This is a genomic window from Rathayibacter sp. VKM Ac-2804 (assembly GCF_009866655.1).
Classification (GTDB): Bacteria; Actinomycetota; Actinomycetes; order Actinomycetales; family Microbacteriaceae; genus Rathayibacter.
The window spans coordinates 2980856-3006846 of sequence record NZ_CP047420.1 but is presented as its reverse complement, the minus strand read 5'-3'; the positions used below and the strand labels follow the sequence as shown (position 1 = coordinate 3006846).

Sequence of the window (25991 nt, the reverse complement as noted above, 5' to 3'; positions counted from 1 at the left end):
GGCTAGGGTGTTGCGGTGATCGAGAGCAGACCCGAGGACGACCGGGACGACGACGCGCTCAGCTGGGCGGGCGAGGGCGGCGACCCGACGCTGGTCGCGGGCGACGGGCCTGTGCGGCGGAAGGCGCCGCGGGCGGTCCGCTCGGCTCCCCGGGAGCGCGAGGCACGGGACGGCGACGTCGACGAGCTGCCGGACGAGCTGCGCGAGGACGACGAGGACGGGCTCGAGGACGACGAGCCGGACGACGAGCGCGACGCCGCCGACGCGGCGGCAGCCTCCTCCGTGCTGCTGGTCGCGATGGGCGTCGCCGCAGGCCTCTACCTCCTCTGGACGATCGGCTGGATGATCACCGCGACCCGCCAGAACGCCACGATCGCCGCGACCTTCGCGGGCGACCCGCTCGGCGGCGGGCTCTACGGGCTCGGTCTCTGGCTCGCGGTCGCCGGACCGGCCGCCTGGTTCGCCGCGGTGCTGCTGGGCACGCGGAGCGCCCGCACGAGGACCCGCGTGCTCTGGCTGATCGCCGGGCTGATCCTGCTGGCCCCCCTGCCGTTCCTGAAGGGCGCGTGATGAGCGACTCCACCGCGGCCGACTCCACCGCGACCGACTCCACCTCGACCGACTCCACTTCGGCCGACAGCTCGGCGAAGGCGACCCTCGGCGGCGGCGCGCGCCGCAGCGACCCGCGCCGGCGCCTCCTCCTCTCGGTGCTGATCGCCGCGGTCTTCGCGCTCCTCTTCGCCTGGGACGTCTGGGAGGGGATCGGCAACCTCGTCGGGCTGCGCACCTACGCCGCGACGCTCGGCACCGACCTCAACGGCACGGGCTGGATCGTGCTGCTGCTCGGGCTGCTGCTGCCGGTGGTCTGCTTCGTGCTGGCGCTGGTGCTCGGTCGCCGCCGCGGGCTCCTCGCCCGGACAGGCCTGCTGTTCGCGGGGCTCTGCCTCTCGGCCGCCCTCTCGCTCGACGTGCAGCTGATCCTCGGATTCGAGAGCCTGGTCTCGCTCTAGTCGGTCGTGGCGCCCGCTGTCGAGAGCGGGCGTCACACGGCCGGGGGCGGCTGCGGCCCTCCGCTACAGTGGCGGGGGCTCCACCGCGCCCCGTGCTCGGTGCCCGCTCCGTCCCCTCCCCGAAGGAAGCGCCTCTCGTGACTAAGCCGGTCGTCCTGATCGCCGAAGAACTCTCGCCCGCCACCGTGGACGCCCTCGGTCCCGACTTCGAGATCCGCTCCGTGGACGGCACCGACCGCCCCGCGCTGCTGGAGGCGCTCGGCTCGGCCGACGCGATCCTGGTCCGCTCCGCGACGCAGGTCGACGCGGAGGCGATCGCCGCGGCCCCCTCGCTGAAGGTCGTCGCGCGCGCGGGCGTGGGACTCGACAACGTCGACATCACGGCCGCGACCGCCGCCGGCGTCATGGTGGTGAACGCGCCGACCTCGAACATCATCTCGGCCGCCGAGCTCACCGTCGGCCACATCCTGAGCCTCGCCCGCCACATCCCGGCCGCGCACAGCGCGCTCGCGCAGGGCCTCTGGAAGCGCTCGAAGTACACGGGCGTCGAGCTCTACGAGAAGACGGTCGGCATCATCGGGCTCGGCCGCATCGGCGCGCTGATCACCGCGCGCCTGCAGGCCTTCGGCGTGAACGTCGTCGCCTACGACCCCTACGTCACCAGCTCCCGCGCGCAGCAGCTCGGCGTCACGCTCCTGCCGCTCGAGGAGCTCCTCGCGCAGAGCGACTTCATCACCATCCACATGCCGAAGACGCCGGAGACCACCGGGATGATCTCGGACGCGCAGCTCGCGCTGATGAAGCCGACCGCGTTCCTCGTGAACGTCGCCCGCGGCGGGCTGATCGACGAGGACGCGCTGCACCGCGCCCTCGTCGCGAAGACCATCGCCGGCGCCGGGCTCGACGTGTTCGTCAAGGAGCCGCCGACCGACTCGCCGCTGCTCGCCCTCGAGAACGTGGTCGTCACTCCGCACCTCGGGGCGTCGACCGACGAGGCGCAGGAGAAGGCGGGCGTCTCGGTCGCGAAGTCGGTGCGCCTCGCGCTCTCGGGCGAGCTCGTGCCGGACGCGGTGAACGTCGCGGGCGGCGTCATCGACCCGTACGTCCGCCCCGGCATCCCGCTGGTGGAGAAGCTGGGCCAGGTCTTCTCGGGTCTCGCCGCCTCGCCGGTGACCTCGATCGACGTCGAGGTGCGCGGCGAGCTGGCCGGCTTCGACGTCAAGGTCCTCAAGCTCGCGGCGCTCAAGGGCGTCTTCAGCAACGTGGTGTCGGAGACGGTGTCCTACGTCAACGCGCCGGTGCTGGCGGAGCAGCGCGGCATCGAGGTGCGCCTGATCACCGACGCGGTCTCGGACGAGTACCGCAACGTGATCACGCTCCGCGGCGCTCTCTCGGACGGCTCGCAGATCTCGGTCTCGGGCACGCTGACCGGCACCAAGCAGGTCGAGAAGCTCGTCGCGATCAACGGCTACGACGTCGAGGTGCCGCTCGCGAAGCACCACGTGGTGATGAGCTACGTCGACCGGCCCGGGATCGTCGCGGTCTACGGGCGCGAGTTCGGCGAGGCCTCGGTCAACATCGCGGGCATGCAGATCGCGCGCACCGAGGCGGGCGGCAAGGCCCTCTCGGTGATCACGATCGACTCGCCGGCGCCGGACGGACTGCTGGAGAAGGTCCGCGTCGCGATCGACGCCGATCTGATGCAGGAGATCGACATCACGGAGTAGGACTCCGCCCGCCACGACGAGAGAGGACGGCGCCGTGCAGCGCAGTTCCGTGCAGCGCAGGTTCGCCCAGGTCGACGTGTTCGGCGCGGAGCCGTTCCTCGGCAATCCGGTCGCGGTGGTCGTCGACGGCGACGGCGTGGCCGACGCGGACATGGCCGCGTTCGCGCGGTGGACGAACCTGTCGGAGACGACGTTCCTGCTGCCGCCGACGACGCCGGAGGCCGATTACCGGCTGCGGATCTTCACGCCGGGGCGCGAGCTGCCCTTCGCCGGTCACCCGACGCTCGGCAGCGCGCACGCGTGGCTCGCGGCCGGGGGAGTGCCGCGCGACGCCGGAGTGCTGGTGCAGGAGTGCGCGGCCGGGCTCGTGCGGCTGCGGGTGTCGGACGGGGCGATCGCGTTCGCGGCGCCGCCGCGGCAGCGCACCGGGCTGGTGGACGAGCCGACGCTGGCGCGCGCGGCCGCCGCTCTGGGGCTCGCGCGCGAGGAGATCCTCGGGCACGAGTGGGCCGACAACGGTCCGGGCTGGCTGGCGCTGCGGCTGGAGTCGGCGGAGCGGGTGCTCGCGATCCGGCCGGACTCGGCGCGGCTCGGCGGGCTCGCCGTGGGCGTCGTCGGGCCGCATCCGGCGGGGGCGGAGTGCGCCTTCGAGGTGCGCGCGTTCATCCCGGACGCGGGGGTGCCGGAGGATCCGGTGACGGGGAGCCTGAACGCGGGGATCGCGCAGTGGCTGATCGGGGCCGGGCTGGCGCCCGAGCGGTACGTCGCGGCGCAGGGGACCGCGATGGGGCGAGCGGGGCGCGTGCTCGTGGAGCGCGTCGGCGACGACGTGTGGATCGGCGGAGCGACGGCGACGCTGATCGAGGGGACCGTGCGGCTGTAGGCGGCGGGTCTCGAGACGCCGGCCGGCGGCCGGCTGCTAGACCAGCATGTCCTTCGGCATGGCAGGGCAGCGCGTGGCAGGCGCGCCAGCGGCTGCTCCTTGCTTGCTGATCGAGTAGGCCGCGGAGCGGGCGTATCGCGATCCGGCGTGCTGGCGGTGGCGGGTCTCGATACGCCGGCCTGCGGCCGGCTGCTCGACCAGCATGAGCCGCGTCCTTCGGACGGCCGGTCGACCGGCACAGAGGGCGGGCGGGCGCGATTGCGGCCGCTCCTTCGTCGGCGGGGACGGCGGCTGCTCCTTCGGCGGCTGGTCCTGCGGGGTCAGCTCGGGAGGAGGCGGGCGATGACCGCGAGGACGTCGGCGGCCTCGCCGCGGGGGCTGTCGCCGGTGGGGAGCAGGGCGGAGTTGTAGTAGAGGCCGTCGCTCATCAGGACGATGGCGCGGGCGACCAGGGGGTCGCCGACGGCCTCGGCGACGACGGCGTACCAGCTGTCGTGGATGCGGGCGAGGCCGGCGCTCGCGCGCTCGTCGTGGCCCTGGGCGACGCGCGAGACGGCGAGGATCGTGCGGTCGAAGGGGGTGTCCGCGGCGAACGACGTGCGGATCAGGTACGGGACGACGCCCTCGTCGGACGTGCGGATGCGGTCGATGTCCTCGGCGAGCCGGTCGTCCAGGCGCCCGACGAGTCCGTCGACGAGGGCGTCCTTCGAGGGGAAGTGGTAGAGCAGACCGCCCTTGGACACGCCGGCGGCCTTCGCCACGGCGTCGAGGGTGGCCGCGCGCTCGCCCTGGTCGATCAGCAGGGCCTCGAACGCGTCGAGGACGCGGTCGCGGGCGGGGGCGGCGGGCATGGGCTCCATCCTAGGGACGGATCCCGGTTCAACCCCTGGCTACTGTACCGGCTGGACGGTATACTCGGTCGCGATCACCCCGTTCGAGAGAGAGCACCACTGTGTCCGCCCGCACTGCACCCGTCGCCACCGTCACCATCACCGGCTCCGCCGTCACCGGAGCCGCGGTCGAGCCCGACGGTCCCCGCGTCGGCCGCCGCGCCTGGTTCGCGCTGGCCGTGCTGATGCTGCCGGTGCTGCTCGTCTCGGTCGACAACACCGTCCTCAACTTCGCGCTGCCGCTGATCGCCGAGGACCTCGGGCCCTCCGGCACCGAGCTGCTCTGGATCGTCGACGCCTACCCGCTCGTGCTCGCCGGACTGCTGGTCGCGATGGGCAGCCTCGGCGACCGGGTCGGCCGGCGCCGGCTCCTGCTGATCGGCGCGGTCGGCTTCGCGGTCGTCTCCGTCGCCGCGGCGTTCGCCCCGACGGCCGGCGCGCTGATCGCCGCCCGCGCGGCGCTCGGTCTCTTCGGCGCGACGCTGATGCCCTCGACCCTCTCCCTCCTGCGCAGCCTCTTCCCGAACCGCGATCAGCGCCGGATGGCGATCGCGATCTGGGCGACCGGCTTCGCGGTCGGCTCGGCGGTCGGCCCGCTGGTCGGCGGCGTGCTGCTGGAGAACTTCCCCTGGGGCTCGGTGTTCCTGCTCGCCGTGCCGGTGCTGCTGCCGCTGGTGGTGCTCGCGCCGATCCTGGTGCCGGAGTCGCGCGACCCGCGGCCCGGGCCCGTCGACGTGGTCAGCATCGTGCTCTCGCTCGCGACGATGGCCCCGATCGTCTACGCGATCAAGTCGGCCGCCGAGCACGGGATCGACGCGGTCGCGGTGCTCTCGCTCGTGGTCGGCGTCGTCAGCGGCGTGCTCTTCGTGCGCCGGCAGCAGCGCCGCGAGGTGCCGATGCTCGACCTCTCGCTCTTCCGCCGCGGCTCGTTCAGCGCGGCCATCCTGGTCAACCTGCTCAGCGTCGTCGCGCTGGTGGGCGGGCTGTTCTTCGTCTCGCAGCACCTCCAGCTCGTGGTCGGCCTCTCGCCGCTCGAGGCGGGGCTCGTGCTGGTGCCGGGACTCGTGGTGATGATCGGCGCGGGACTCGGCGTGGTGCCGATCGCCCGGCGGATCTCGCCGCGGATCGTCGTGCCGGCCGGACTCGTGATCTCGGCGGTGGGCTACGCGCTGCTCGCGATCGGCAGTGCGGCGCCCGGCGGCGCCTCCGCGCTGACCGTCGCCGTCTCGTTCGCCTTCCTGGGCCTCGGGATCGGAGCGGCCGAGACGGTCTCGAACGAGCTGGTGCTCGCGAACGCGCCCGCCGACAAGGCCGGGTCCGCCTCGGCGGTGTCGGAGACGGCGTACGAGCTGGGCGCGGTGCTCGGCACGGCGACGCTCGGCACGGTGCTGACGGCGGCCTACCGCAGTGGTGTGGTGCTGCCCGCGGGCCTCGACGCCGGTCAGGCGCAGCGCGCGGGGGAGACACTGGGCGGTGCCGTGGCGGTCGCGGGCGAGATCCCGGCCGAGTCGGCGTCGAGCCTGCTGGCGTCGGCCGGGGCCGCGTTCGACGCGGGCGTCGGCTGGTCGGCCTGGATCGGCGTCGGACTGGTGCTGCTCGCCGGCGTCGTGGCGGCCTGGCGGCTGCGCCGCAGCTGACGCGGCGCGACCGGCGGGAGGAGCGGCCCGAGAGTACGCTGGGCTGGTCTCCTGCCCCGCACGCTCGAGTGCTCCGCACGCCCAGTGCTCTGGACGCGCAGCACCCCGGCCCGTGCCCCCCGCACGTCTGAGGACCGCCATGACCCGCACCGTGAAGCTCGCCGTCATCCCCGGAGACGGGATCGGACCGGAGGTGATCGCCGAGGCCGTGAAGGTCCTCGACGCCGTCATCGCCGACTCCGACCTGGTGATCGAGAGGACGCCGTTCTCGCTCGGTGCCGGCCGGTTCCTCGAGACCGGCGACGTCCTCACCGACGAGGACCTCGCCTCGATCAGCGCGCACGACGCGATCCTGCTCGGCGCGGTCGGCGGCGTGCCCGGCGACCCGCGCCTCAAGGACGCGAACATCGAGCGCGGGCTGCTGCTGCGCCTGCGCTTCGCGCTCGACCACTACGTCAACCTCCGGCCGACCCGCCTCTACGCGGGCGTGCCGTCGCCGCTGTCGGCACCCGGCGAGGTCGACTTCGTCGTCGTGCGCGAGGGCACCGAGGGGCCGTACGTCGGCAACGGCGGCTCGATCCGCCAGGGGACGCCGCACGAGATCGCGAACGAGGTCTCGGTGAACACGGCCTACGGCGTCGAGCGCGTCGTCCGGCACGCCTTCGAGCTGGCCCGCGCGCGCCGCTCGAAGCTCACGCTGGTGCACAAGACCAACGTGCTCGTCTTCTCCGGCTCGCTCTGGAAGCGGCTCGTGGACGAGATCGGGGCCACCTACGAGGACGTGGCCGTCGACTACCTCCACGTGGACGCGGCGACGATCTTCCTGGTGACCGATCCTGCTAGGTTCGACGTCATCGTCACCGACAACCTGTTCGGCGACATCCTGACCGATCTGGCCGGCGCGATCAGCGGCGGCATCGGACTCGCGGCCTCGGGCAACATCAACCCCGACGGCGCGTTCCCCAGCATGTTCGAGCCGGTCCACGGATCCGCGCCCGACATCGCCGGGAAGCAGCTCGCCGATCCGACCGCCGCGATCCTGTCGGTGGCGCTGCTGCTCGACCACCTGGGTCGCGGTGACGAGGCCGCCCGCGTGACGGCGGCCGTGACCGCCGACATCGAGTCGCGCGACGGCACCCCGCGCTCCACGGCCGCGATCGGCGACTCCGTCGTCGCCCGGCTCCGCTGACCCGCTCCCTCCGGGCCCCCGCTCCCCACCGGCCCCCACGCCACTCCAGGAAGAACCCCTCATGACCGACACCCTCCCCGCGCAGGACCTCGCCTTCGAGGTGACCGCCAACCCCGCGCCGCGCTCCGCCGAGGAGCGCGCCCGCATCCTCGCGAACCCCGGCTTCGGGGTCCACTTCACCGACCACATGGTCGACATCCGCTGGTCGCGCGCCGACGGCTGGAACCACCCGCGCGTCGAGCCCTACGGCCCGATCCAGCTCGACCCCGCCGCGGCGGTCCTGCACTACGCGCAGGAGATCTTCGAGGGGATGAAGGCCTACCGCCACGCGGACGGCTCGATCTGGACCTTCCGCCCCGAGGCGAACGCCGGTCGGCTGCAGCGCTCCGCCCGCCGCCTCGCGCTGCCCGAGCTGCCGACCGAGCTGTTCGTCGAGTCGCTGCGTCAGCTGATCGCGGCGGACGGCGCCTGGGTGCCGTCCGAGCCGGAGACCAGCCTGTACCTGCGGCCGTTCATGTTCGCGAAGGAGGCGTTCCTCGGGGTGCGCGCGGCCGAGGAGGTCGGCTACTACGTGATCGCGAGCCCGGCCGGCGCCTACTTCTCCGGCGGCGTCGCCCCGGTGTCGATCTGGCTGTCGACGTCCTTCGCCCGCGCGGGCAAGGGCGGCACGGGAGCGGCGAAGACCGGCGGCAACTACGCCTCGTCGCTGCTGCCGCAGCAGGAGGCGTACCAGCACGGCTGCGCGCAGGTGCTCTTCCTCGACTCGCAGGAGTCGCGCTGGATCGAGGAGCTCGGCGGAATGAACGTCGTGCTCGTGAAGAAGGACGGCACGCTCGTCACGCCGGAGTCGGACTCGATCCTCGAGGGGATCACCCGCGACAGCGTGCTGCAGCTGGCCGAGGACCGCGGCCACCGCGTCGAGCGCCGCCAGGTGTCGATCGACGAGTGGCGCGACGGGGTCGAGTCCGGCGACGTGGTGGAGGTGTTCGCCTGCGGGACCGCGGCGGTCATCACGCCGATCGCCGAGCTCAAAGGCGACGGCTTCTCGGTGGGCCACGAGGGCGCGCCGGCCGGCGCGCTGACGATGTCGCTGCGCGAGGAGCTGACCGACATCCAGTACGGACGTCGCGAGGACGCGCACGGCTGGATGACGAGGTTGGACGCATGAAGATCGCACGATTCGCCACGCAGCGCTCCGGGGACAACGGGGGCGCGATCCACTTCGGGATCCTGGACGAGGACGACCTGGTCGTGCTCGCCGGCGACCCGATGTTCGCGGGCTTCGAGACCACGGGGGAGCGGATCCCGCTCGCCGAGGCGAAGCTGCTCGCGCCGGTGATCCCGCGCTCGAAGGTGATCGGGATCGGCAAGAACTACTCCGACCACGCGGCCGAGATGGGCGGCGACGCTCCGGCCGAGCCGCTGATGTTCCTGAAGCCGAACACCTCGGTGATCGGGCCGGACGAGCCGATCGTGCTGCCCGAGGACAGCCAGCAGGTGGAGTTCGAGGGCGAGCTCGCGGTCGTGATCGGGGCGATCGCGCGGAACGTCCGGGCGGAGGACTACGAGGACGTCGTCTTCGGCTACACGATCGCGAACGACGTCACGGCGCGCGACCTGCAGAAGTCGGACGGGCAGTGGGCGCGGGCCAAGGGCTACGACACGTTCTGCCCGATCGGGCCGGTCATCGAGACCGAGTTCGTCTGGAACGAGAGCGCGCTCGAGACGCGGGTGAACGGGCGGCGGCTGCAGTCCGGCAACACCGGCGACATGATCCACGGGGTGCCCGAGATCATCGCCTACGTCTCGCGGGTGTTCACGCTGCTGCCGGGTGACATCATCCTGACCGGGACGCCCGCCGGCGTCGGGCCGATCGCCAACGGCGACACGGTCGCGATCGACATCGAGGGCATCGGCACGCTCTTCAGCCCGGTGGTGTCCCGGGCCTGACGCTCGTCGCGAGATGCCACTTGTGCACGCTTCTCACGGCGTGTCGCGTGCACAAGTGGCATCTCGCGGGGGTCGGGTCAGTCGTCGGTGACGGGGCCGTCGGTGTCGTCCGGGAGGTCGGCGTCGCCGGAGACGGTGTCGCCTCCGCTGTCGCCCTCGGTGACGGTGTCGGAGACGCCGCGGTCGATCGCGGTGCCGCCGGGAGCGGCGCCCGCAGCGCTCGCGTCGCTCGCGTCCTCGCCGGGGAGCACGGTCTGGGCGCCGCCGGTGTTCGGGGTCAGGTCGGACTCCTGCTCGGGCAGGTCCTCGTTCACGTTCTCGGGCACGGGGGCTCCTCTCGTCGGAGCCTTCATCCGAGCACGCGGGGGGCGGCGGGCGGCAGGGTCTTGACAGGTGTCGGACGGCGGCGGGTCTCGATACGCGCCTCCGGCGCTACTCGACCAGCATGGGGTGGCCTGCGGCGCTGCTCGACCAGCACGTCCGGGCCACCGGTGCTCGATCAGCAGGGGCCGGGGCGATGGCTTCACCGTGCTCCCCGGAGCTGTCAAGCGGAGACGCTCGGCGGGGGCGGAGACGTAGCGTCGAAGCATGAGCTCGCCCCGCACGACCCGCAGCACCGGCACCGCCGCCACGACGAAGACCGCCGCCGAGAAGACCGCGACCGCGAAGAAGACGACCGCGAAGAAGACGACCGCGAAGAAGACGACCGCGAAGAAGACGACCGCGAAGGCCGCTGCCGCGACGACGACGACCGCCGGGCGCGCCCGCACCACGCGCAGCACCGTGGACCGCATCGCCCGCGAGGACTTCGGCTGGACGTCGCTGCTGCCGGGGCAGCGCGAAGCCATCGAGTCGGCCGCGGCGGGCCGCGACACGCTGCTCGTCCTCGCCACCGGCGGCGGCAAGTCCGCCGTCTACCAGATCGCCGGCGCCGACCGCGGGGGCGTCGTGCTCGTCGTCTCGCCGCTCGTCGCGCTGCAGGCCGACCAGCTCGCCTCGATCGAGGCCGCGCCGGCCGCGCCGCCCGCCGTCGCCATCAACTCCGCGCAGGGCGCCGCCGCCGTCGCGCGGGCCTGGGAGCGCATCGACGAGGGCGGACCGCTCTACGTGCTGCTCGCTCCAGAGCAGCTGGCGAAGGCGGAGAACGTGGCCCGGCTCGCTGCGGCCGGCGTCTCGCTCCTGGTCGTCGACGAGGCGCACTGCGTCTCCTCCTGGGGGCACGACTTCCGCCCGGACTACCTGCGCCTCAAGGACGTCCGCGGCGCGCTGGGCGACCCGCCCGTGCTCGCGATGACCGCGACCGCCTCCCGGCCGGTGCGCGAGGAGATCATCGAGCGCCTCGGCATGACCGACCCCGAGGTGCAGGTGCACGGCGTCGACCGCCCGGAGATCCGCCTCGTGGTGCACCGTCACGAGAGCGAGAACGAGAAGCGCGCGGCCGTCGCCGAGGAGGCCCGCAGCTGGACCGCCCCGGGGCTGGTCTACGTGGCCACCCGCAAGGAGACCGAGACGTACGCGGCGGAGATCGCCGCCGAGGGCCGCTCCGTCGCGGCGTACCACGCGGGGCTCAAGACGAGCGAGCGGCGCGAGGTGCATCGGCGCTGGCGCGACGGCGAGCTGGACGTCGTGGTCGCCACCTCCGCCTTCGGCATGGGGATCGACCGCGGCGACGTGCGCTTCGTTCTGCACGCCACGACGTCCGAGTCGCTCGACGCGTACTACCAGGAGATCGGGCGCGCCGGCCGCGACAGCGAGCCGGCCACGGCCGCGCTGCACTACCGGCTCGAGGACCTCGGGCTGCGGCGCTTCTTCGCCAAGCGTCGGGTCGAGCCGGCCGCGCTGCGCGTGGTGTGGGCGGCCGTGTCCGACAAGCCGGGCGTGCAGGTCGACGAGCTGGCGGAGGCGCTGGGCAAGTCGCCGCGCACCGTCGCGCGGCTGGTCAACGACCTGGCCGAGGCGGACCTGCTCCAGACCGAGGGCGGCCTGCGGGCCGTGAGCGACGCCAGCGGGGACGACGCGGTCCGCGCGGTGAAGGAGGAGCTCTCCTCCCGCGAGCGCATCGCGGAGTCGCGGCTGTCGATGATGCGGGCCTACGCGGAGACCTCGCAGTGCCGGCGGCGCGTGCTGCTGGACTACTTCGGCGTCGAGGGTCCGGAGTGGTGCGGCAACTGCGACGGCTGCGAGCGGCACGAGGCGCGTCAGGAGGCGGCCGACGAGGCGGCGTCCGGGGCTCGATCCGACGCCCCGCTGAGCGTCGACGAGGCGGTGGAGCACCGCGAGTGGGGTGCCGGCACCGTGATGAGCGTCGAGGACGACCGCGCGACGATCTTCTTCGAGTCCGAGGGGTACAAGGTGCTGTCGTTCGCGGCGCTGGAGTCCGGCGTGCTGAGGGAGCGGGAGCCGGTCTCGGCGTAGCCGCCGGCGGGCCGGGGTCTCGATACGCCGTCCTGCGGACGGCTGCTCGACCAGCATGAAGAGTCATGGTCTCTACCCGGTCCACTGCAGGTGAGTGCTCGGCCGGCATGCGTGGGCGACGTCTTCCCTGACGGGGGCGATTCGCCCCGCAGGCGGCCTTCATGCCGATCGAGCAGCCCGCGCAGCGGGCGTATCGAGATCCACCGGCGTCAAGAGAACGGTGTGCAGACCGTCCTGCTGAGGACGGCGGGTCTCGAAACGCCCCTCCGGGGCTGCTCGACCAGCATGGAAGGGCAGCCGCACCGGAGTGCGACCTTTCATCGTGACGCGGGGTGCTCGATCAGCGTGAAGGGGCAGCCGCACCGCAGGTGCGACCTCCGCACCCGGGTGCTGTCCGCCCCGGGCGCCACGTGCGAGATGCCACTTGTGGGCGGGCGACACGGCGTGTCGTGCTCACAAGTGGTATCTCGCGGAGGGGTCAGACGTTCGAGACGGCGGAGCTCACGTCGGTGGGCTTGTCGTAGTCGCCCTCGGGGATGGCGCGCAGGGCGTCGAGGACGTCGCTGTCGGCGCCCTCCTTCTCGGCGGTCTCGACGATCGTGTCCTTCGAGGCCGGGTAGTCGATCCCGGCGAGGTACTTCTGGACCTGGATCGGGTTGGGTGCATCCATCGTGCTGTCCTTTCGTCGTTCGGTCAGTGCTGGTGCTCTTCGGTGAAGAGCCGGTCGAAGGCGTCTACGCGCCGGTCGGCGACCGTCGTGGGCGTCTCGAGGTGCACGGCACCGCTGGGGACGAGCCCCGCGCCGCCGAAGCGCTCCATGACGCGCCACTGCGCGGCGACGTCCTCGCCGCTGTGCTCCGGGGGCAGCTGCTCCCAGAAGTCGAAGCCGCCGCAGGCGACGAGCGCCTCGCGACGGTAGAGCACGCACGCCCCGAGCCAGGCGACGCGGTAGGCGCGCCAGGCGCCCTCCGGGACGTCGAGGCGGGCGGCGACGTGGGTGAGGTTCGCGGCGTTGTGCAGCGGCCAGCGCTCGAACTCCGGCGTCCCGCGCCGGATCCGCTCGGGCTGCACCCGGTCGTCCCAGGGCTCGAACGCGGTCTGCTCGTGCGGCCGCTCGTCGCCCAGGTAGGACAGCCCTTGCACCGCCGAGCCGACGAAGCCGCAGTCCAGGCGCCCGAGCGCCTCGTGCAGCCGCGCCAGGGTGCCCGGCTCGAGCCAGACGTCGTCGTCGAGGTAGAGCACCGCCGGCGCCGTCGCGAGCGAGAGCAGGTAGTGCCGCTGCTCCGCGAGACCGCGCCGGGGGAGGTGCCGGCGGACGAGCGGAGCGCGCCCCTGCGCGGCGAGGATCCGCAGCATCGAGACCACGGTCGGATCCGTCTCCGTCACCGCGGCGTCCGACTGGTCGCTGACGATGACGCGGAACGGCGGGTCGTCCTGCGCTGCGAGCCCGGCGAGGGTCGCCGCCAGCTCCGCCGAGCGGCCGACCGTCGGGATCAGGACGTCGACGGCCGGGGTCTCCGGCGGCAGGTCGCGGCCCCAGCGCCCCGACCAGCGCCGGCTGCTCACGGCGCCGACGACGATCGGATGCGCTGCACCATCTCGGTCGTCGAGTGCTCGGAGACGTAGCCCACGGTGGTGACGGTGCCGCCGTAGGAGCGGACGACCACCGCCTCCGCGAGCATGTCGGGGGCGTAGTCGCCGCCCTTCACGTAGACGTCGGGCTGCACGCGCTCGAGCAGCGGGATCGGGGTGTCGCCGCTGAAGAGCGTGACGTAGTCGACGCAGCCCAGCTCGGCGATGACGCCGGCGCGGTCGCCCTCGGGGTTGATCGGGCGGCCTTCGCCCTTCAGCCGGCGGACCGAGTCGTCGTCGTTGACGGCGACGACCAGCACATCGCCGAGCTCGCGCGCCTGGCGGAGATATGCGGTGTGGCCGCGGTGCAGGACGTCGAAGCAGCCGTTGGTGAAGACGATGCGGCGGCCGCGGCGGGCCTCCTCGGCGAGCACCTCGACCAGTCCGTCCTCGCCGAGCACGACGGCGCCGGGGGCGGCGAGCGAGGCGAGCAGGTCGTCCGCGGTGCAGACGGAGGTGCCCGGGCGCTGGACGACGACGTCGGCGGCGGCCTGCGCGAGGTCGACGGCGGTCGCGAGCGAGCGGCCGGCGGCGAGCGCGAGGGTCGCGGTGGCCGCGAAGGTGTCGCCGGCGCCCGAGGCCTGCTTCTCCTCCGCGGGCTGCGCAAAGGTGCGGGAGACGGTGCCGTCGGCGTCGAGCGCGGTCGAGCCGTCGCGGTCGAGGGTGACCACGACGTGGCGGGCGCCGGAGCGCTCGCGGAGCCTCTCGGCCGCGGCGCGGACGGCGGCGGCGCGCTCGCTGCCGCGGCCGAGCGGGGTGCCGAGGAGGCGCTCCGCCTCCTTCGCGTTCGGGGTGACCAGGTCCGGGGCCGCGAAGGCCCAGTCGGCGAGCTCGTGCGCGTCGATCACGAGGAGGCCGGGGCGCTGCACGGCGAGCACCCGCTCGACGGCCTCGCGGAGGATCCCGGAGCCGTAGTCGCAGACGAGCACGGCGTCGGCGCCGTCGGCCGCGCGGACGGCGGCCTCGGCGAGCTCGGCCAGCTCGGGGTCGGACGGGCGGTGCGGGCCGGAGTCGACGCGCAGCATCACGCTGTCGCCGCCGACGACCCGGGTCTTGATGGTGGTGGCGGCGTCGCTGCGGACGATCGCGCCGGTGTCCAGGCCCGCGCGCTCGAGCGCGGCGAGGAGGCGGTCGCCCTCGGGGTCCCGGCCCGCGACTCCGACCGTGCGGACGACGGCGCCGAGCGCGCAGAGGTTCGCCGCGGTGTTGGCCGCGCCGCCGGCGACGTCGACGACGTCCTCGAGGCGCAGCACCGGAGCGGGGGCCTCACGGGTCACCCGCTCCGCCTCGCCCAGCCACCAGGAGTCGAGGATGAGGTCGCCGACGACCGCGACGACCGGCGGCCGCTCGCGCACGTGCGCGACCAGCGCGCTCGCCCGCTGGAGCGCGGAGCCCTCGAGGCTCATCGCGCGCCGCCGGGCAGGACGGGGAGGCCGAAGTGCACGACGGTGGTCGTGGTCATCTCGTCGAGCAGCTCCGGGCCGTAGCCGAAGCCCGAGCCGCTGGTCCCGCGCGGCTGGGCGCTGCCGCCGGGGGCGCCGCCGAAGACGCCGTTGATCTTGACGGTGCCGACCGGGAGGGTCGCCGCGGCGCGGTGCGCGTGCTCCATGTCGGCGGTCAGCACCGTGGCGGCGAGGCCGTACGGGCCGGCGGCGGCGCGGGTGAGCGCCTCGTCGAAGTCGTCGACGACGAGGACGGGGGCGACGGGGCCGAAGGTCTCCTCCGTCATCACCAGCATCTCGTCGGTGCAGTCGGCGAGGACGGTGGCGGGGTAGAAGGTGCCGTCGCCGGGCTCGCCGCCGGTGAGGACGCGGGCGCCGTCGCGGACGGCGGAGGTGACGTGCTCGTGCACGGCGTCGCGCATCCGGGCGTCGACCAGGCGGGGGAGCGGGCCGTCGCGCCAGCGCTCGGCCTCGACGACCAGCGCGGCGGTGAAGGCCTCGGCGATGTCGCGGTGCACGTAGATCCGCTCGACGGAGGTGCAGATCTGGCCCGCGTTGGCGAAGGCGCCCAGGGCGGCCTGCTCGGCGGCCCAGACCGGGTCGACGTCGCGGTCGACGACGAGCGCGTCGTTGCCCCCGTTCTCGAGGATGGTGTGCGCGCCGGTGACGGCGGCGATCCGGGCCAGGGCGCGGCCGGTGGCGGTCGAGCCGACGTGCGCGAGGACGTCGACGCCGTCGGTGCGGGCCAGGGCGTCGCCCACGGCGCCGTCGCCCTCGACGAGGGTCAGCACGCCCTCGGGCAGGGCGTCGGCGAGCAGGCGGGTGAAGAGGGCGCCTGTGCCGGGGCTGCGCTCGCTGGACTTGTGCACGACGACGTCGCCGGAGACGATCGCGGCGCCGAGCATGCCGGCGGCCACGGCGACCGGGTCGTTCCAGGGGGTGAGCGCGAGGACGACGCCGCGCGGGTGCGGCAGGGCGAGGTCGACGTTGAGAGCACCGCCGCGCAGGCTCTTCCCGCGGTGCAGGGGGCCGAGCTCGGCGTACTGCAGCAGGGTGTCGACGCCGGCGCGGACGCCGCCGAGGGCGTCGCCGGCGGGCTTGCCGGTCTCCTCGGTGTTGAGATCGGCGAGCTCCTGCTCGCGGGCGGCCACGCGGTGGGCGGCGGCGCGCAGCAGGGCGCCGCGCTCGGCGGGCGCGGTGGCGGCCCAGGCGGGGAAGGCGGCGCGGGCGCGGGAGACGGCGTCGGCGGCGAGGTCGGCGGTGGCGCCGGTCGTGCCGGCGGCGGGGGTCGCGGTGTCGATGGTCACGGTCACCTCTCGGTCGGAGGCGTCCGCAGGGGTCGCGGACGCGCGTGCAGACCTCCGGTACCCGTGCCGGGGCGGCTCAAACGGAACGCTCCGCACAACATCAGGTGAGGGCGGATCCCTGCTGATCGAGTAGCCCGTGAAGCGGGCGTATCGAGATCCACCGCCGTCAGAACGGGAGTCTGCAGATCCGCCCTGCTGGTGACGGTGGGTCTCGATACGCCCCTGCGGGGCTACTCGACCAGCATCAGGCGGCGCCGAGGCGGGTGACGGCGGAGGTGATCGCCGGGGTGGTCTCGCCGTCGGGCCAGCGGAGGGTCACGCCCTCGCCGGGGACGACGCGGCCGATGGCGGCGGTCGTCGTGTGCGGCGTTCCCATGCCGGAGGCGCCGGGGCGGTCGGCGGTGAGCATCGCGAAGCCGGGGAAGCAGGAGAGCCAGTCGGCGAGGCCCGCGGCGGCCGGGCGGGGGATCGCGGCGACCTCGATGTCGGCGCCCGCGCCGGACGCCTCGGCGAGCATGCCGACGGTGCCGACGAGGCCCGCCATGCTGACGTCCTTCGCGCCGTCGGGCGCGCCGGCGCCGATGCTCGCCGCGAGGGCGCGGAGCACCTCCGGCGGGCGCTCCGAGGTCGAGTCCCACTGCAGGCCGGCGTAGCCCGGGCGCCAGCCGCCCGCGAGGTCCGCGGTGAGGCTCAGCTCGTGCCCGACCGGAGCGCTGCCCGGGACCGGCCGCGCGGTGCGGCCGAGGCCGGTGACGGAGAGTGCAGCCGGGACGCCGAGCTGGGTGTGCCCGCCGAGCAGCGGCACGCCCCAGGCCTCGGCGCCGGCGCGCAGGCCGCGGAGGACGCGGGCGGCGAAGGAGGCGTCGCGCGCGCCGACCGCGTCGAGCAGGCCGACCGGGTCCGCGCCCATCGCGGTGAGGTCGTTGACGTTGACGAGCACCGAGCACCAGCCCGCCCACTCCGGGTCGCGCTCGACCATCGAGGGGACGATCGCGTCGCAGACGGCGACGAGGTCGGAGCCGGGGACGGGCGCGCCGTCGTCGCCGCGGAAGCCCGGTCCGCCGAGCTGCCCGGCGAAGGCGTCGAGCAGCGGACCGAGCGCGGCCTTCGCACCGCGCGCGAGGCGGTCGAACCGGTCGATCGGCCAGCGCATCCGCACGTGGGGAGTCCCCGCGACCTCGACGGCGCCGAGCCGGTCCCAGCCGAGCCGGCGGAAGAGCACCTCGTTCTGCGTCTGCACCGTCGCCTCGAAGCGGAGCACGCCGCGCGCCTCGGCCTCGGCGCAGGCGGCCCGGACCAGAGCGGCCCCGATCCCGGCGCCGCCGCGGGCACTGCGGCGGACGACCAGCCGACTGCCGGTCCACCAGCCGAGGTCCTGCTCGAGCGCGGGCGCGATCCGCACGCCGCCGAGCACGCCGTCGGCCGAGCGGGCGACCAGCACGACGGTGCGCGGATCCTCGTCGAGCGCATCGCGGTCGTCGGCGTCGAAGAGGCCCTGCTCGCCGACGAAGACCTCGCGGCGCAGCGCGCGGTACGCGGACACCTCCGCCGGGTCCGCGACCACGACCACGAAGGCGTCGCGGGCGGCCGGCGCGACCGCCCGGACCCCCTCGAGGATCGAGAGCTCCATCAGGCGCCGGCGGTCTTCAGCACACCGCAGGCACCGCAGGCCGCGCAGCCCGCCTTCTGCCCGGAGGAGAGCATCCCGGCGGCGATCAGCAGCGCGGCGACCTGCTCGCTGACCTTCTCCAGCAGCGAGCCGGCCGGCGGCAGGACGTGGTCCACCTCCGTCGCCAGCGTGCCCTTGAGCGGCCGGAACGGCACCACGAACGGGTAGATCCCGCGCTCGATCAGCTCGCCGGCGCTGGCGACCAGCTCGTCCGGGTCCTCGCCCAGGCCGACGAGGAGGTACGTCGAGACCTGGTTGCGGCCGAAGATCCGCACCGCCTCGTCCCAGGCCTCCCAGTACTTCGCGGTCGAGACGCGCGCCTTGCCGGGGGTCCAGCGGCGGCGGATGTCGTCGTCCATCGACTCGATGTGGATGCCGATCGAGAGGGCGCCGGCGTCCTTCAGCTCCTGCAGGGCGGCGAGGTCCTCGGGCGGCTCGCACTGCACCTGGATCGGCAGCCCGGGGACGGCCTGCAGCACCGCGCGGACGCAGCGGGCCAGGTGCCGGGCGCCGCGGTCACGGCCCTTCGAGGTGCCGGTGGTCATCACCATCTGGCGGATGCCGTCCAGCCGGGCGGCGGCCTCGGCGACCTCGGCGAGCTGCGCGGGGGTCTTCACGGCGATGGTGGAGTCGTTGGCGAGCGAGGCCTCGATCGCGCAGAAGCGGCAGCGCTCGGCCTCGTCGTAGCGCATGCAGGTCTGCACGACGGTGGTGGCCAGGATGTTCCGGCCGTGCAGGCGGGCGATCTTCTCGTAGGAGACGCCGTCGGCGGTGCTGAGGTCGTAGAAGCGCGGGCGCTTCACCGGCTCGACGTCGAGGCCGATGTCGGCGCCGTCGAGGAGGAGCCGGCCGTTGGTGACGGCGTAGGGGCTCTTCGGGTTCACGGGGATGGCGGCGCCGAGGCCGCCGAGCATCACGTGCCCGTCGTCGCTCGGGCCGGCGCCGGCCTCGCGGTGCACGGGGGCGTCGACGCGGATGCCCTGCAGGGCGATGTCGACGCGGGTGCGCAGGGCGGAGGAGCCGGTGCGCCGGACGGGCGCCGAGCCGCAGGCGTCGGCGGCGCAGGAGCCGGCAGCGTCGGAGTCGGCGGGGGAGACGGGGGCGGGATCGGCGGTGCGGAAGCGGGGCGTCTGCAGATCGGTCATGGTGCTCCTCGGAGTGTCGAGTCGAGCGGTGCGCGACGGCGGAGTCCGACGTCGTGAGCCTCCATTAGGTCAACGCGGTGTTTCGGAGCGATGACATCGGGAACGCGATCGTGTTACATCCGGCGGGTGTCCGGACTCGTCCCCGGCGTCACGCAGGCTTCTTCTGGCCGAAACCACTTCGAAACACGAGCGGCCTTGACTGGACGCAGTCGGGACGAACGCACCCGACCCGGCCCCGTCGCTCCGCTCGTCGTCTGTCCCGCTCGAGCGACGCCGGCCTCTGCATCACAGCACCGCCCGTTCCACCCGGCACTCCTGTCCCTGCACCACTCGCTCGCGCCCCGCCCGGCGCGCTCCTCACCGAACCCCGGAGGTTCTCATGACCGACGACCAGACCACCCCCGCCGACCACAGCAGCGACGACCAGGCCTCGATCGAGGAGCAGATCAGCGCGAACATCGAGAAGTCGCGCTCCGAGATCGCGCACCCCTCGCTGCCCAAGGGCAGCAACCTCTACGGCTCCACCAAGGTCTTCCCCGACTACCAGGCCGAGCCCGGCCAGTCCTACTTCACGCTCGTGCACGGCATCGCGCACGAGTCCTCGGTCAGCTTCGTCGCGATCCTGCAGGCGACCCGCGCGGCTCGCAAGGGCTTCGAGTCGGCCGTCTACTTCTACGGCCCCGGCACGATCAACGCGATGGCGACCCGCGGCTTCCCGACCGTAGGCGACTCCGGCTTCCCCGGCGAGCAGAACATCAACGACGCTCTGAAGACCTTCATCGACGAGGGCAACCGCGTCTTCGTCTGCCGCTTCGGCATGGCGCTGCACGGTCTGCGCGAGGAGGACCTGATCGAGGGCACCATCCCCTGCCACCCGCTCGACGTCCAGGACGCCGTCATCCACTACGCCCGCAAGGGCGCCATCATCAACTCGACCTACAACCTCTAGGCCGACGCCATGACCGTCGTCGGATCGGTCGCGGCGAACTTCACCCGCGACCTCGATCAGAACTACGCGCTCATCGCCGCGCTGGCCGAGGAGGCCCGCGAGAAGCGGGTCGAGTTCCTCGTCCTGCCCGAGGCCGCGATCGGCGGCTACCTCTCCTCCCTCGGCAACCACGGCGACACCGTCAAGACGACCACCCGCTCGATGCCCCCGGCGATCGCGCTGGACGGGCCGGAGCTGCGCCGGGTGCAGGAGATCGCCGGCGACCTGCTGGTCGCGATCGGCTTCTGCGAGCTCGACGCGGACGGCGAGACCCGCTACAACGCGGCCGCCCTGCTCGACGGCGGGCAGATCTACGGCAGCTACCGCAAGGTGCACCAGCCGCTCGGCGAGCACATGTCGTACTCGCCCGGACCCGGCTACTCGGTCTTCGAGACCCCGGTCGGCCGGGTCGGGCTGCAGATCTGCTACGACAAGGCCTTCCCGGAGGCGGCCCGCTCGATGGCGCTGGACGGGGCGGAGATCATCGCCTCGCTCTCCGCCTGGCCGGCCGCGCGGACGGCGACGGCGGAGAACCTGCAGGAGGACCGCTGGACCTACCGCTTCAACCAGTTCGACATCGCCCGGGCGCTGGACAACCAGGTGTTCTGGCTGGCGTCGAACCAGTCCGGCACCTTCGGGTCGCTGCGCTACGTGGGCAACGCGAAGGTCGTCGATCCGGGCGGCAACATCCTCGCGACGACGCTGCTCGGCTCGGGCATGGCGGTCGCCGACATCGACGTGCGCGGCACCTTCGAGGCGATGCGCGGCGGGATGTTCCACCTCCGCGACCGCCGGCCGGACGCCTACGACATCGACCGCGTCTGGAGCGGAGGGCTGGTCCATGCCTGAGATGACCTTCCACGTCCGCTGGCCGGACGGCGTCGAGGAGCGCTGCTACTCGCCGAGCCTGGTGATGCACGACTACCTCGCCGAGGGCGAGAGCTACCCGCTCGAGGACTTCGTCGGGCGCTCGACCGAGGCGCTGCGGCTGGCGAGCGAGCGGGTGCGCGCGAAGTTCGGCTTCGCCTGCACCTCCGCGCTGCAGCAGGAGTCGGAGATCCTCGCGGCCGCCGCGCGCTTCGACGGCGGGCGGGTGCGGGTGCTGGCGATGGATCCGCCGCTCCCTCCGTCCTCCGTCCCCGCGTCCGGGCAGGGGATGCGCGCGTGACCGCGCTCGAGAGCGGCCGGCACCTCCCGGTCGCCGTGATCGGCGCCGGCCAGGCCGGGCTGTCGATCAGCCGCCTGCTCACGGACCAGGGGATCGAGCACCTCGTGATCGAGCGCGACACCATCGCGCACGACTGGATCGACCGCCGCTGGGACAACTTCACGCTCGTCACGCCGAACTGGCAGTGCCGGCTGCCCGGCTACCCCTACGACGGCGACGACCCGGACGGCTTCATGACCCGCGACGAGGTGCACGCCTGGGTGCGGCGCTACGCCGAGTCGTTCGGCGCGCCGGTGGCCGAGGACACCGAGGTGCTGCGGCTGCGCGAGGGCGCCGACGGGGCCTTCGAGATCGTCACCTCGCGCGGCACGATCACGGCGGACCAGGTCGTCGTCGCCACCGGCGGCTACCACCGGCCGGTGCTGCCGGCGGTCGCGCACCGCATCCCGGACGCGATCGTCCAGCTGCACTCGGCGGACTACCGCTCGGCCGCGGCGCTGCCCGAGGGCGGGGTGCTCGTGGTCGGCTCCGGCCAGTCCGGCGCGCAGATCGCGGAGGACCTCTTCCTCGAGGGGCGCGACGTGCACCTGGCGCTGGGCACCGCTCCGCGGGTCGCCCGCTTCTACCGCGGGCGCGACTGCGTGGCCTGGCTCGCCGACATGGGCGTCTACGACGTGCCCGTCCACGCGCAGGTCGGCGGGCTCTCCAAGCGGGAGTCGACCAACCACTACGTCACCGGGCGCGGCGGCGGCCGCGACATCGATCTGCGTGCGTTCGCGCGGGACGGGATGACGCTCTACGGCCGGCTGCAGCAGGTCGACGGTGCGTCGCTCTGCTTCGCGCCGACGGCGGAGGCGTCGCTCGACTACGCGGACTCGGTGGCGGAGTCGATCAAGAACGACATCGACGCCTACATCGAGCGCTCGGGCATCCAGGCGCCGACCGAGGCCCGGTACGCGCCGGTCTGGCGGCCGGAGCGCGAGATCGAGGAGCTCGACCTGGCGGCCGCCGGGATCACGAGCATCGTCTGGGCGGTCGGCTTCCGGGCCGACTACTCCTGGATGCAGATCGGCGTCTTCGACGGCGCGGGGCACCCCACCCACCGGCGCGGCGCGACCGCCGTGCCCGGGCTGCACTTCCTCGGGCTGCCCTGGCTGAACACCTGGGGCTCCGGTCGCTTCGAGGCGATCGCGCGGGATGCGGAGCACGTGGTGCAGCAACTGCTCGGCGGCGCGCGGTTGGACCGGCTCGAGGGCGCCGCGGTACGGTGACGGCCACGTGCTCGCCCCGAGCGCGCCGTCCGGCCGCGCGGGGCAGCGGAGGGCGACGGCTTCCTGTCCGCCCTGCCGCACCGTCCGCCTGCAGAGGGCGGGAGAGAAGGACCATGTCGACGATCACGATGGCCGCGGTCGCGGCGCACTTCGGCCGCGACATCGAGCGCACCCTCGTCAAGCTGCCCGGCATGATCGCGAGCGCGCAGGAGCGCGGGATCGACCTGCTGGTGCTGCCGGACGCGACCCTCGGCGGCTACCTCCTCGACATGCACCACCCCGGCCCCGACGACCTGCCGCAGGCCGTGGAGGTCGACGGTCCGGAGGTCGCGGCCGTCGCGGCGATGGCGGGCGACACCACCGTCTGCTTCGGCATCGCGGAGCGCGCGCTCGAGGGCGGCGAGGTGCGGCGCTACAACTCGGCGGTCTGCGTGCAGGGCGGCGAGGTGATCGGGACGCACCGGAAGGTGCACCTGCCGCTGGGCGAGTCGGAGGCGTACGCGGCCGGCGACTCCTTCCGCTCCTTCGACACCGCCGTGGGGCGGATCGGGATGATGATCGACTTCGACAAGACCTTCCCGGAGTCGGCGCGCTCCCTCGCCCTCGACGGGGCCGAGATCCTCTGCTGCCTCAGCGCCTGGCCGGCCAGCGTCACCGACCGCTCCGACCGGATCCGGAACGACCGCCAGGCGCACCTGTTCGACCTCTACGACTGCGCGCGCGCCGCGGAGAACCAGGTGTATCTGGTCTCCTCGAACCAGACCGGCGTGCTCGGCGGGCTCCGCTTCCTCGGGCAGGCGAAGGTCGTCGACCCGGCCGGCGAGATCCTCGCGAAGACCTGGGCGAAGGGCGGGCTGGCCGTCGCGACCGACGACGTCTCCGCCTCCGTCGCCCGCGCCCGCCGCAGCATGGACCACCTGCGCGACCGCGCCGAGCACGCGTACCACCGCGCGGCTCCCACCGGCTGAGCCGCGGGACCGCCCGACCGACCGGTGCCGCCCGCCCGTGCGGGTGCCGCCCCGCCCGAAGGAGACCCCGTGCGGATCGCGCAGCTGACCTACTCCACGAAGCCCCGGGGCGGCGTGGTGCACACGCTCGCGCTCTCGGAGGCGCTGGCCCGGCGCGGGCACGAGGTGACCGTCTGGACGCTCGGCCGCGGCGGCGACTCCGCCTTCTTCCGCGCGGTCGACCGCGCGGTGGCCGTCCGGGTCGTGCCGTTCGCGGCGCGCGACGGGGAGGACGTCGGAGACCGGATCGTCCGCTCGCTCGACGCGCTCGCGGTGGCGCTGGGGGAGGACGGCGGGGAGTGGGACGTCGTGCACGCGCAGGACTGCATCTCGGCGAACGCCGCGCTCGACGCGGGCTTCGCGGGGGCCGGCGGACTGCTCCGCACGGTGCACCACCTGGACGCCTTCACGACGCCGGCGCTGATCGCCTGCCACGAGCGCGCGATCACCGGACCGGCCGGGTTGCTCGCGGTGTCGCAGGCCGTCGCGGACGAGGTCGCGGCGGGGTGGGGGCGGCTGCCGGCGGTGATTCCGAACGGCGTCGACGCCGCGCGGTTCGCCGCCGCGGCCGACGGCGACTCGGCGGGGGAGTGGCGGGCCGAGCTCGGCCGCTACGTGCTCGCGCTGGGCGGCATCGAGCCGCGGAAGGGCAGCATCGACCTGCTGGAGGCGTTCGCGGGGCTCGCGCCGGGCGCGTCGCTGGTCTTCGGCGGCGGGGAGACGCTCTTCGACTACCGGGGCTACCGCGAGGAGTTCGAGCGCCGGGCGGCCGAGCGGGGGGTGACGCCGGTCGTGCTCGGCACGGTGCCGGAGGAGCGGCTCGCGTCACTCGTCGCGGGTGCGGCGGTGCTCGGCTTCGTCTCGACCAAGGAGGGCTTCGGGCTGGCGGCGATGGAGGCGCTCGCCGCGGGGGTGCCGGTCGTCGCGCGTGATCTGCCGGTGCTGCGAGAGGTGTTCGGGGAGACGGTGGCGTACGGGAGCGACGTGGCGGGGATCCGGGAGGCGCTCGCCGCGGCGCTCGCGGGGGAGGCGCCGGAGCCCGGGGCCGGGCGGGACCTCGCGTTCTCGCACTCCTGGGACGACGTCGCCGCGAGTCACGAGGCGCTGTACCGGGCTCACCTCGGCCGCCGATCCGTGGGCGTGTGATGCGCCGGTCGTTCTCGCGCTGCTTCTCGGCGCTCGCCGAGCAGGACCCCGAGCGCGTCGTGGTCGTCGCCGATGACGCGACCCTGACCGCGGGCGCCCTGGACCGGGCCTCCAACCGGCTCGCGCGCGCCTACGCGGCGCTCGGCGTCACTCCGGACTCGCTCGTCGCGGTCTCGCTGTCGAACAGCGCCGAGCTGGTGCTCGCCTGCGCGGCGATCTGGAAGGCGGGCGCGACGCCGCAGCCGCTGTCGCGCGGGCTGTCGGCGCGGGAGCTCGCCGAGGTGGGCGCGCTCGGGCGGCCCTCGCTGAGCATCGGGGTCGAGCTCGACGGCGTGCCGTTCGTCCCCGCCGGCTTCGAGCCCGACCCGGCGCTGCCGGACGACGAGCTGCCCGACATCTGGGCTGCGTCGTGGAAGGCGCCCGCCTCCTCCGGCAGCACCGGGCGGCCGAAGATCGTGCTCGCGGCGGCGCCCGCGCTGATGGATCCCTCGCAGCCGGTCGCGGCCTTCCTGCCTCGGGAGGGGGTGCAGCTCGTGGCCGGGCCGCTCACCCACTCCGCGACCTTCACCTACGCCTTCCGCGGGCTGCTGACCGGGCAGCGGCTGGTGGTCCTGCCGCGCTTCGACGAGGCGCGGGTGCTCGCGGCGATCGCGGAGCACCGGGTGACCTGGGCGCTGCTGGTGCCGACGATGATCCACCGGCTGCTGCGGACGCCCGGGCACCGGGACGTGGACGTCTCCTCGCTCGAGACGGTGCTGCACCTCGGCTCGCCGTGCCCGCCCGCGGACAAGCGCGCGCTGATCGAGTGGATCGGCGCGGAGCGGGTCGTCGAGGTCTACGCGGGCAGCGAGTCGAACGGGCTGACGATGATCCGCGGCGACGAGTGGCTCGAGCGGCCCGGGAGCGTCGGCCGGCCGATCGGCGGCACGGAGCTGCGGGTGCTGCGGTCGGACGGGTCGGAGTGCGCGGTCGGCGAGCCGGGGCTCGTGCAGTTGCGCCGTGGGGAGCCGACCTACCGCTACCTCGGTGGGGAGTCGAAGCGGACCGAGGACGGCTGGGACACCCTCGGCGACCTCGGCTCCGTCGATGCGGACGGCTACCTGACGGTGCTCGACCGGGCCGACGACCAGATCCTGCGCGGTGGCGTGAACATCTACCCGGCCGAGATCGAGCGGGTGCTGGAGGAGCACCCGGCGGTGCGCGGCGCGGTCGCCTTCGGCGTCCCGGACGCCGAGCTCGGCCAGGCGGTGGAGGCGGTGGTGGACATCGCGGAGAGCGACGTGACGGAGGAGGAGCTGCTCGCCTTCGCGCGCGAGCACCTCGGCTCGCGGGCGCCGCGGGCTCTGCGGCTCCAGCGCTCGCCGCTGCGCGACGACGCGGGCAAGGTGCGGCGCGGGACGCTCGCCGTCGACTGAGCGCCCGAGAGCGCACGGCCGTCTCGCCGGGACGGCTGACGCCCTCGCCGTGGCCGGCGTTCTCATGGTACGTTCTGTACGTACAGTCCGCATGAGGCGG

At 73.9% G+C, this 25991-nt stretch carries 24 protein-coding genes; 16 read left to right on the top strand and 8 right to left on the bottom strand.

Annotated features, from left to right (window positions below; genetic code table 11):
• Positions 1-15: 15 nt before the first annotated feature.
• The 4 genes from GTU73_RS14120 to GTU73_RS14105 all read left to right on the top strand — a co-directional run bounded on the left by GTU73_RS14120 (position 16) and on the right by GTU73_RS14105 (position 3620).
• Positions 16-570: a DNA polymerase III subunit gamma/tau gene (locus tag GTU73_RS14120; RefSeq protein ID WP_160090354.1), complete on the top strand. Its 555-nt coding sequence runs from the start codon at positions 16-18 to the stop codon at positions 568-570.
• Positions 570-1010 (top strand): hypothetical protein, encoded by a 441-nt coding sequence (locus tag GTU73_RS14115; protein ID WP_160090353.1) that lies wholly within the window; start codon positions 570-572, stop codon positions 1008-1010. The genes GTU73_RS14120 and GTU73_RS14115 overlap by 1 nt, the downstream gene beginning before the upstream one ends.
• Before the next feature lie 137 nt (positions 1011-1147).
• Entirely contained in the window at positions 1148-2737 is a 1590-nt protein-coding gene (serA, locus tag GTU73_RS14110) for a phosphoglycerate dehydrogenase (protein ID WP_160090352.1), read from the top strand.
• A 34-nt stretch (positions 2738-2771) separates the two neighbouring features.
• Positions 2772-3620, top strand: a complete 849-nt coding sequence (locus GTU73_RS14105; RefSeq protein ID WP_160090351.1) for a PhzF family phenazine biosynthesis protein — start codon at positions 2772-2774, stop codon at positions 3618-3620.
• A 320-nt stretch (positions 3621-3940) separates the two neighbouring features.
• Here GTU73_RS14105 and GTU73_RS14100 read toward each other — a convergent pair whose 3' ends face one another.
• On the bottom strand, positions 3941-4471 hold the full coding sequence (locus GTU73_RS14100; protein WP_160090350.1) for a TetR/AcrR family transcriptional regulator: 531 nt from the start codon (positions 4469-4471) through the stop codon (positions 3941-3943).
• Between the two features lie 137 nt (positions 4472-4608).
• On the opposite strand from GTU73_RS14100, the gene GTU73_RS14095 reads away from it, so the two are divergent.
• From GTU73_RS14095 to GTU73_RS14080, 4 genes are all read left to right on the top strand, one after another.
• On the top strand, positions 4609-6147 hold the full coding sequence (locus tag GTU73_RS14095) for an MFS transporter (RefSeq protein ID WP_244231861.1): 1539 nt from the start codon (positions 4609-4611) through the stop codon (positions 6145-6147).
• 139 nt (positions 6148-6286) lie between these two features.
• On the top strand, positions 6287-7336 hold the full coding sequence (locus GTU73_RS14090; protein ID WP_160090349.1) for a 3-isopropylmalate dehydrogenase: 1050 nt from the start codon (positions 6287-6289) through the stop codon (positions 7334-7336).
• 61 nt (positions 7337-7397) lie between these two features.
• The gene (locus tag GTU73_RS14085) at positions 7398-8504 is read left to right on the top strand and encodes a branched-chain amino acid aminotransferase (protein WP_160090348.1); all 1107 of its coding nucleotides are present in this window, start codon (positions 7398-7400) and stop codon (positions 8502-8504) included.
• Positions 8501-9286: a fumarylacetoacetate hydrolase family protein gene (locus GTU73_RS14080; RefSeq protein ID WP_123734013.1), complete on the top strand. Its 786-nt coding sequence runs from the start codon at positions 8501-8503 to the stop codon at positions 9284-9286. Before GTU73_RS14085 ends, GTU73_RS14080 begins: the two co-directional genes overlap by 4 nt.
• 77 nt (positions 9287-9363) lie before the next feature.
• Here the strand turns inward: GTU73_RS14080 and GTU73_RS14075 are convergent, their stop codons facing one another.
• Positions 9364-9612, bottom strand: coding sequence for a hypothetical protein (locus GTU73_RS14075; protein ID WP_160090347.1), 249 nt, complete (start codon positions 9610-9612; stop codon positions 9364-9366).
• Positions 9613-9874: 262 nt separating this feature from the next.
• Between GTU73_RS14075 and GTU73_RS14070 the strand changes: the two genes are divergently transcribed.
• Positions 9875-11701 (top strand): RecQ family ATP-dependent DNA helicase, encoded by a 1827-nt coding sequence (locus GTU73_RS14070; RefSeq protein ID WP_208543672.1) that lies wholly within the window; start codon positions 9875-9877, stop codon positions 11699-11701.
• Between the two features lie 478 nt (positions 11702-12179).
• Here the strand turns inward: GTU73_RS14070 and GTU73_RS14065 are convergent, their stop codons facing one another.
• The 6 genes from GTU73_RS14065 to GTU73_RS14040 all read right to left on the bottom strand — a co-directional run bounded on the left by GTU73_RS14065 (position 12180) and on the right by GTU73_RS14040 (position 18896).
• The gene (locus GTU73_RS14065; protein ID WP_123705046.1) at positions 12180-12371 is read right to left on the bottom strand and encodes a DUF2795 domain-containing protein; all 192 of its coding nucleotides are present in this window, start codon (positions 12369-12371) and stop codon (positions 12180-12182) included.
• Positions 12372-12394: 23 nt separating this feature from the next.
• On the bottom strand, positions 12395-13267 hold the full coding sequence (locus GTU73_RS14060; protein ID WP_208543671.1) for a glycosyltransferase family 2 protein: 873 nt from the start codon (positions 13265-13267) through the stop codon (positions 12395-12397).
• Complete coding sequence (gene rfaE2 / locus GTU73_RS14055) at positions 13264-14739, bottom strand: D-glycero-beta-D-manno-heptose 1-phosphate adenylyltransferase (protein WP_160090346.1); 1476 nt, start codon at positions 14737-14739, stop codon at positions 13264-13266. Before rfaE2 ends, GTU73_RS14060 begins: the two co-directional genes overlap by 4 nt.
• A complete protein-coding gene (locus GTU73_RS14050; protein ID WP_244231860.1) occupies positions 14736-16076 on the bottom strand; it encodes an aldehyde dehydrogenase family protein in 1341 nt (446 codons plus the stop codon). The genes rfaE2 and GTU73_RS14050 overlap by 4 nt, the downstream gene beginning before the upstream one ends.
• Before the next feature lie 250 nt (positions 16077-16326).
• Positions 16327-17712, bottom strand: a complete 1386-nt coding sequence (locus GTU73_RS14045) for an MSMEG_0567/sll0787 family protein (protein WP_160090344.1) — start codon at positions 17710-17712, stop codon at positions 16327-16329.
• Complete coding sequence (locus tag GTU73_RS14040) at positions 17712-18896, bottom strand: MSMEG_0568 family radical SAM protein (RefSeq protein ID WP_160090343.1); 1185 nt, start codon at positions 18894-18896, stop codon at positions 17712-17714. Before GTU73_RS14040 ends, GTU73_RS14045 begins: the two co-directional genes overlap by 1 nt.
• 379 nt (positions 18897-19275) lie before the next feature.
• Here GTU73_RS14040 and GTU73_RS14035 point away from each other — a divergent pair, with 379 nt between their 5' ends.
• From GTU73_RS14035 to GTU73_RS14005, 7 genes are all read left to right on the top strand, one after another.
• Positions 19276-19845, top strand: coding sequence for an MSMEG_0572/Sll0783 family nitrogen starvation response protein (locus GTU73_RS14035; RefSeq protein WP_160090342.1), 570 nt, complete (start codon positions 19276-19278; stop codon positions 19843-19845).
• A gap of 9 nt (positions 19846-19854) precedes the next feature.
• Positions 19855-20733: a carbon-nitrogen hydrolase family protein gene (locus GTU73_RS14030; RefSeq protein WP_123447958.1), complete on the top strand. Its 879-nt coding sequence runs from the start codon at positions 19855-19857 to the stop codon at positions 20731-20733.
• Positions 20726-21052 (top strand): MSMEG_0570 family nitrogen starvation response protein, encoded by a 327-nt coding sequence (locus GTU73_RS14025; RefSeq protein ID WP_160090341.1) that lies wholly within the window; start codon positions 20726-20728, stop codon positions 21050-21052. Before GTU73_RS14030 ends, GTU73_RS14025 begins: the two co-directional genes overlap by 8 nt.
• Entirely contained in the window at positions 21049-22323 is a 1275-nt protein-coding gene (locus tag GTU73_RS14020; RefSeq protein ID WP_160090340.1) for an MSMEG_0569 family flavin-dependent oxidoreductase, read from the top strand. Before GTU73_RS14025 ends, GTU73_RS14020 begins: the two co-directional genes overlap by 4 nt.
• A gap of 113 nt (positions 22324-22436) precedes the next feature.
• Positions 22437-23291, top strand: coding sequence for a carbon-nitrogen hydrolase family protein (locus GTU73_RS14015; RefSeq protein WP_160090339.1), 855 nt, complete (start codon positions 22437-22439; stop codon positions 23289-23291).
• A gap of 69 nt (positions 23292-23360) precedes the next feature.
• On the top strand, positions 23361-24476 hold the full coding sequence (locus GTU73_RS14010) for an MSMEG_0565 family glycosyltransferase (protein ID WP_160090338.1): 1116 nt from the start codon (positions 23361-23363) through the stop codon (positions 24474-24476).
• Positions 24476-25891 carry an AMP-binding protein gene (locus GTU73_RS14005; protein WP_244231859.1) on the top strand — a complete coding sequence of 472 codons (1416 nt, stop codon included), beginning with the start codon at positions 24476-24478 and terminating at the stop codon, positions 25889-25891. The genes GTU73_RS14010 and GTU73_RS14005 overlap by 1 nt, the downstream gene beginning before the upstream one ends.
• Positions 25892-25991: the final 100 nt, after the last annotated feature.

Excerpts from the sequence above, each read along its gene's own strand:
- GTU73_RS14115 (WP_160090353.1), top strand. The coding sequence starts at position 570 with ATGAGCGACTCCACCGCGGCCGACTCCACCGCGACCGACTCCACCTCG.
- GTU73_RS14100 (WP_160090350.1), bottom strand. The coding sequence starts at position 4,471 with ATGCCCGCCGCCCCCGCCCGCGACCGCGTCCTCGACGCGTTCGAGGCC.
- GTU73_RS14090 (WP_160090349.1), top strand. The coding sequence starts at position 6,287 with ATGACCCGCACCGTGAAGCTCGCCGTCATCCCCGGAGACGGGATCGGA.
- GTU73_RS14085 (WP_160090348.1), top strand. The coding sequence starts at position 7,398 with ATGACCGACACCCTCCCCGCGCAGGACCTCGCCTTCGAGGTGACCGCC.
- GTU73_RS14080 (WP_123734013.1), top strand. The coding sequence starts at position 8,501 with ATGAAGATCGCACGATTCGCCACGCAGCGCTCCGGGGACAACGGGGGC.
- GTU73_RS14070 (WP_208543672.1), top strand. The coding sequence starts at position 9,875 with ATGAGCTCGCCCCGCACGACCCGCAGCACCGGCACCGCCGCCACGACG.
- GTU73_RS14065 (WP_123705046.1), bottom strand. The coding sequence starts at position 12,371 with ATGGATGCACCCAACCCGATCCAGGTCCAGAAGTACCTCGCCGGGATC.
- rfaE2 (WP_160090346.1), bottom strand. The coding sequence starts at position 14,739 with ATGAGCCTCGAGGGCTCCGCGCTCCAGCGGGCGAGCGCGCTGGTCGCG.
- GTU73_RS14045 (WP_160090344.1), bottom strand. The coding sequence starts at position 17,712 with ATGGAGCTCTCGATCCTCGAGGGGGTCCGGGCGGTCGCGCCGGCCGCC.
- GTU73_RS14040 (WP_160090343.1), bottom strand. The coding sequence starts at position 18,896 with ATGACCGATCTGCAGACGCCCCGCTTCCGCACCGCCGATCCCGCCCCC.
- GTU73_RS14035 (WP_160090342.1), top strand. The coding sequence starts at position 19,276 with ATGACCGACGACCAGACCACCCCCGCCGACCACAGCAGCGACGACCAG.
- GTU73_RS14030 (WP_123447958.1), top strand. The coding sequence starts at position 19,855 with ATGACCGTCGTCGGATCGGTCGCGGCGAACTTCACCCGCGACCTCGAT.
- GTU73_RS14025 (WP_160090341.1), top strand. The coding sequence starts at position 20,726 with ATGCCTGAGATGACCTTCCACGTCCGCTGGCCGGACGGCGTCGAGGAG.
- GTU73_RS14015 (WP_160090339.1), top strand. The coding sequence starts at position 22,437 with ATGTCGACGATCACGATGGCCGCGGTCGCGGCGCACTTCGGCCGCGAC.
- GTU73_RS14005 (WP_244231859.1), top strand. The coding sequence starts at position 24,476 with ATGCGCCGGTCGTTCTCGCGCTGCTTCTCGGCGCTCGCCGAGCAGGAC.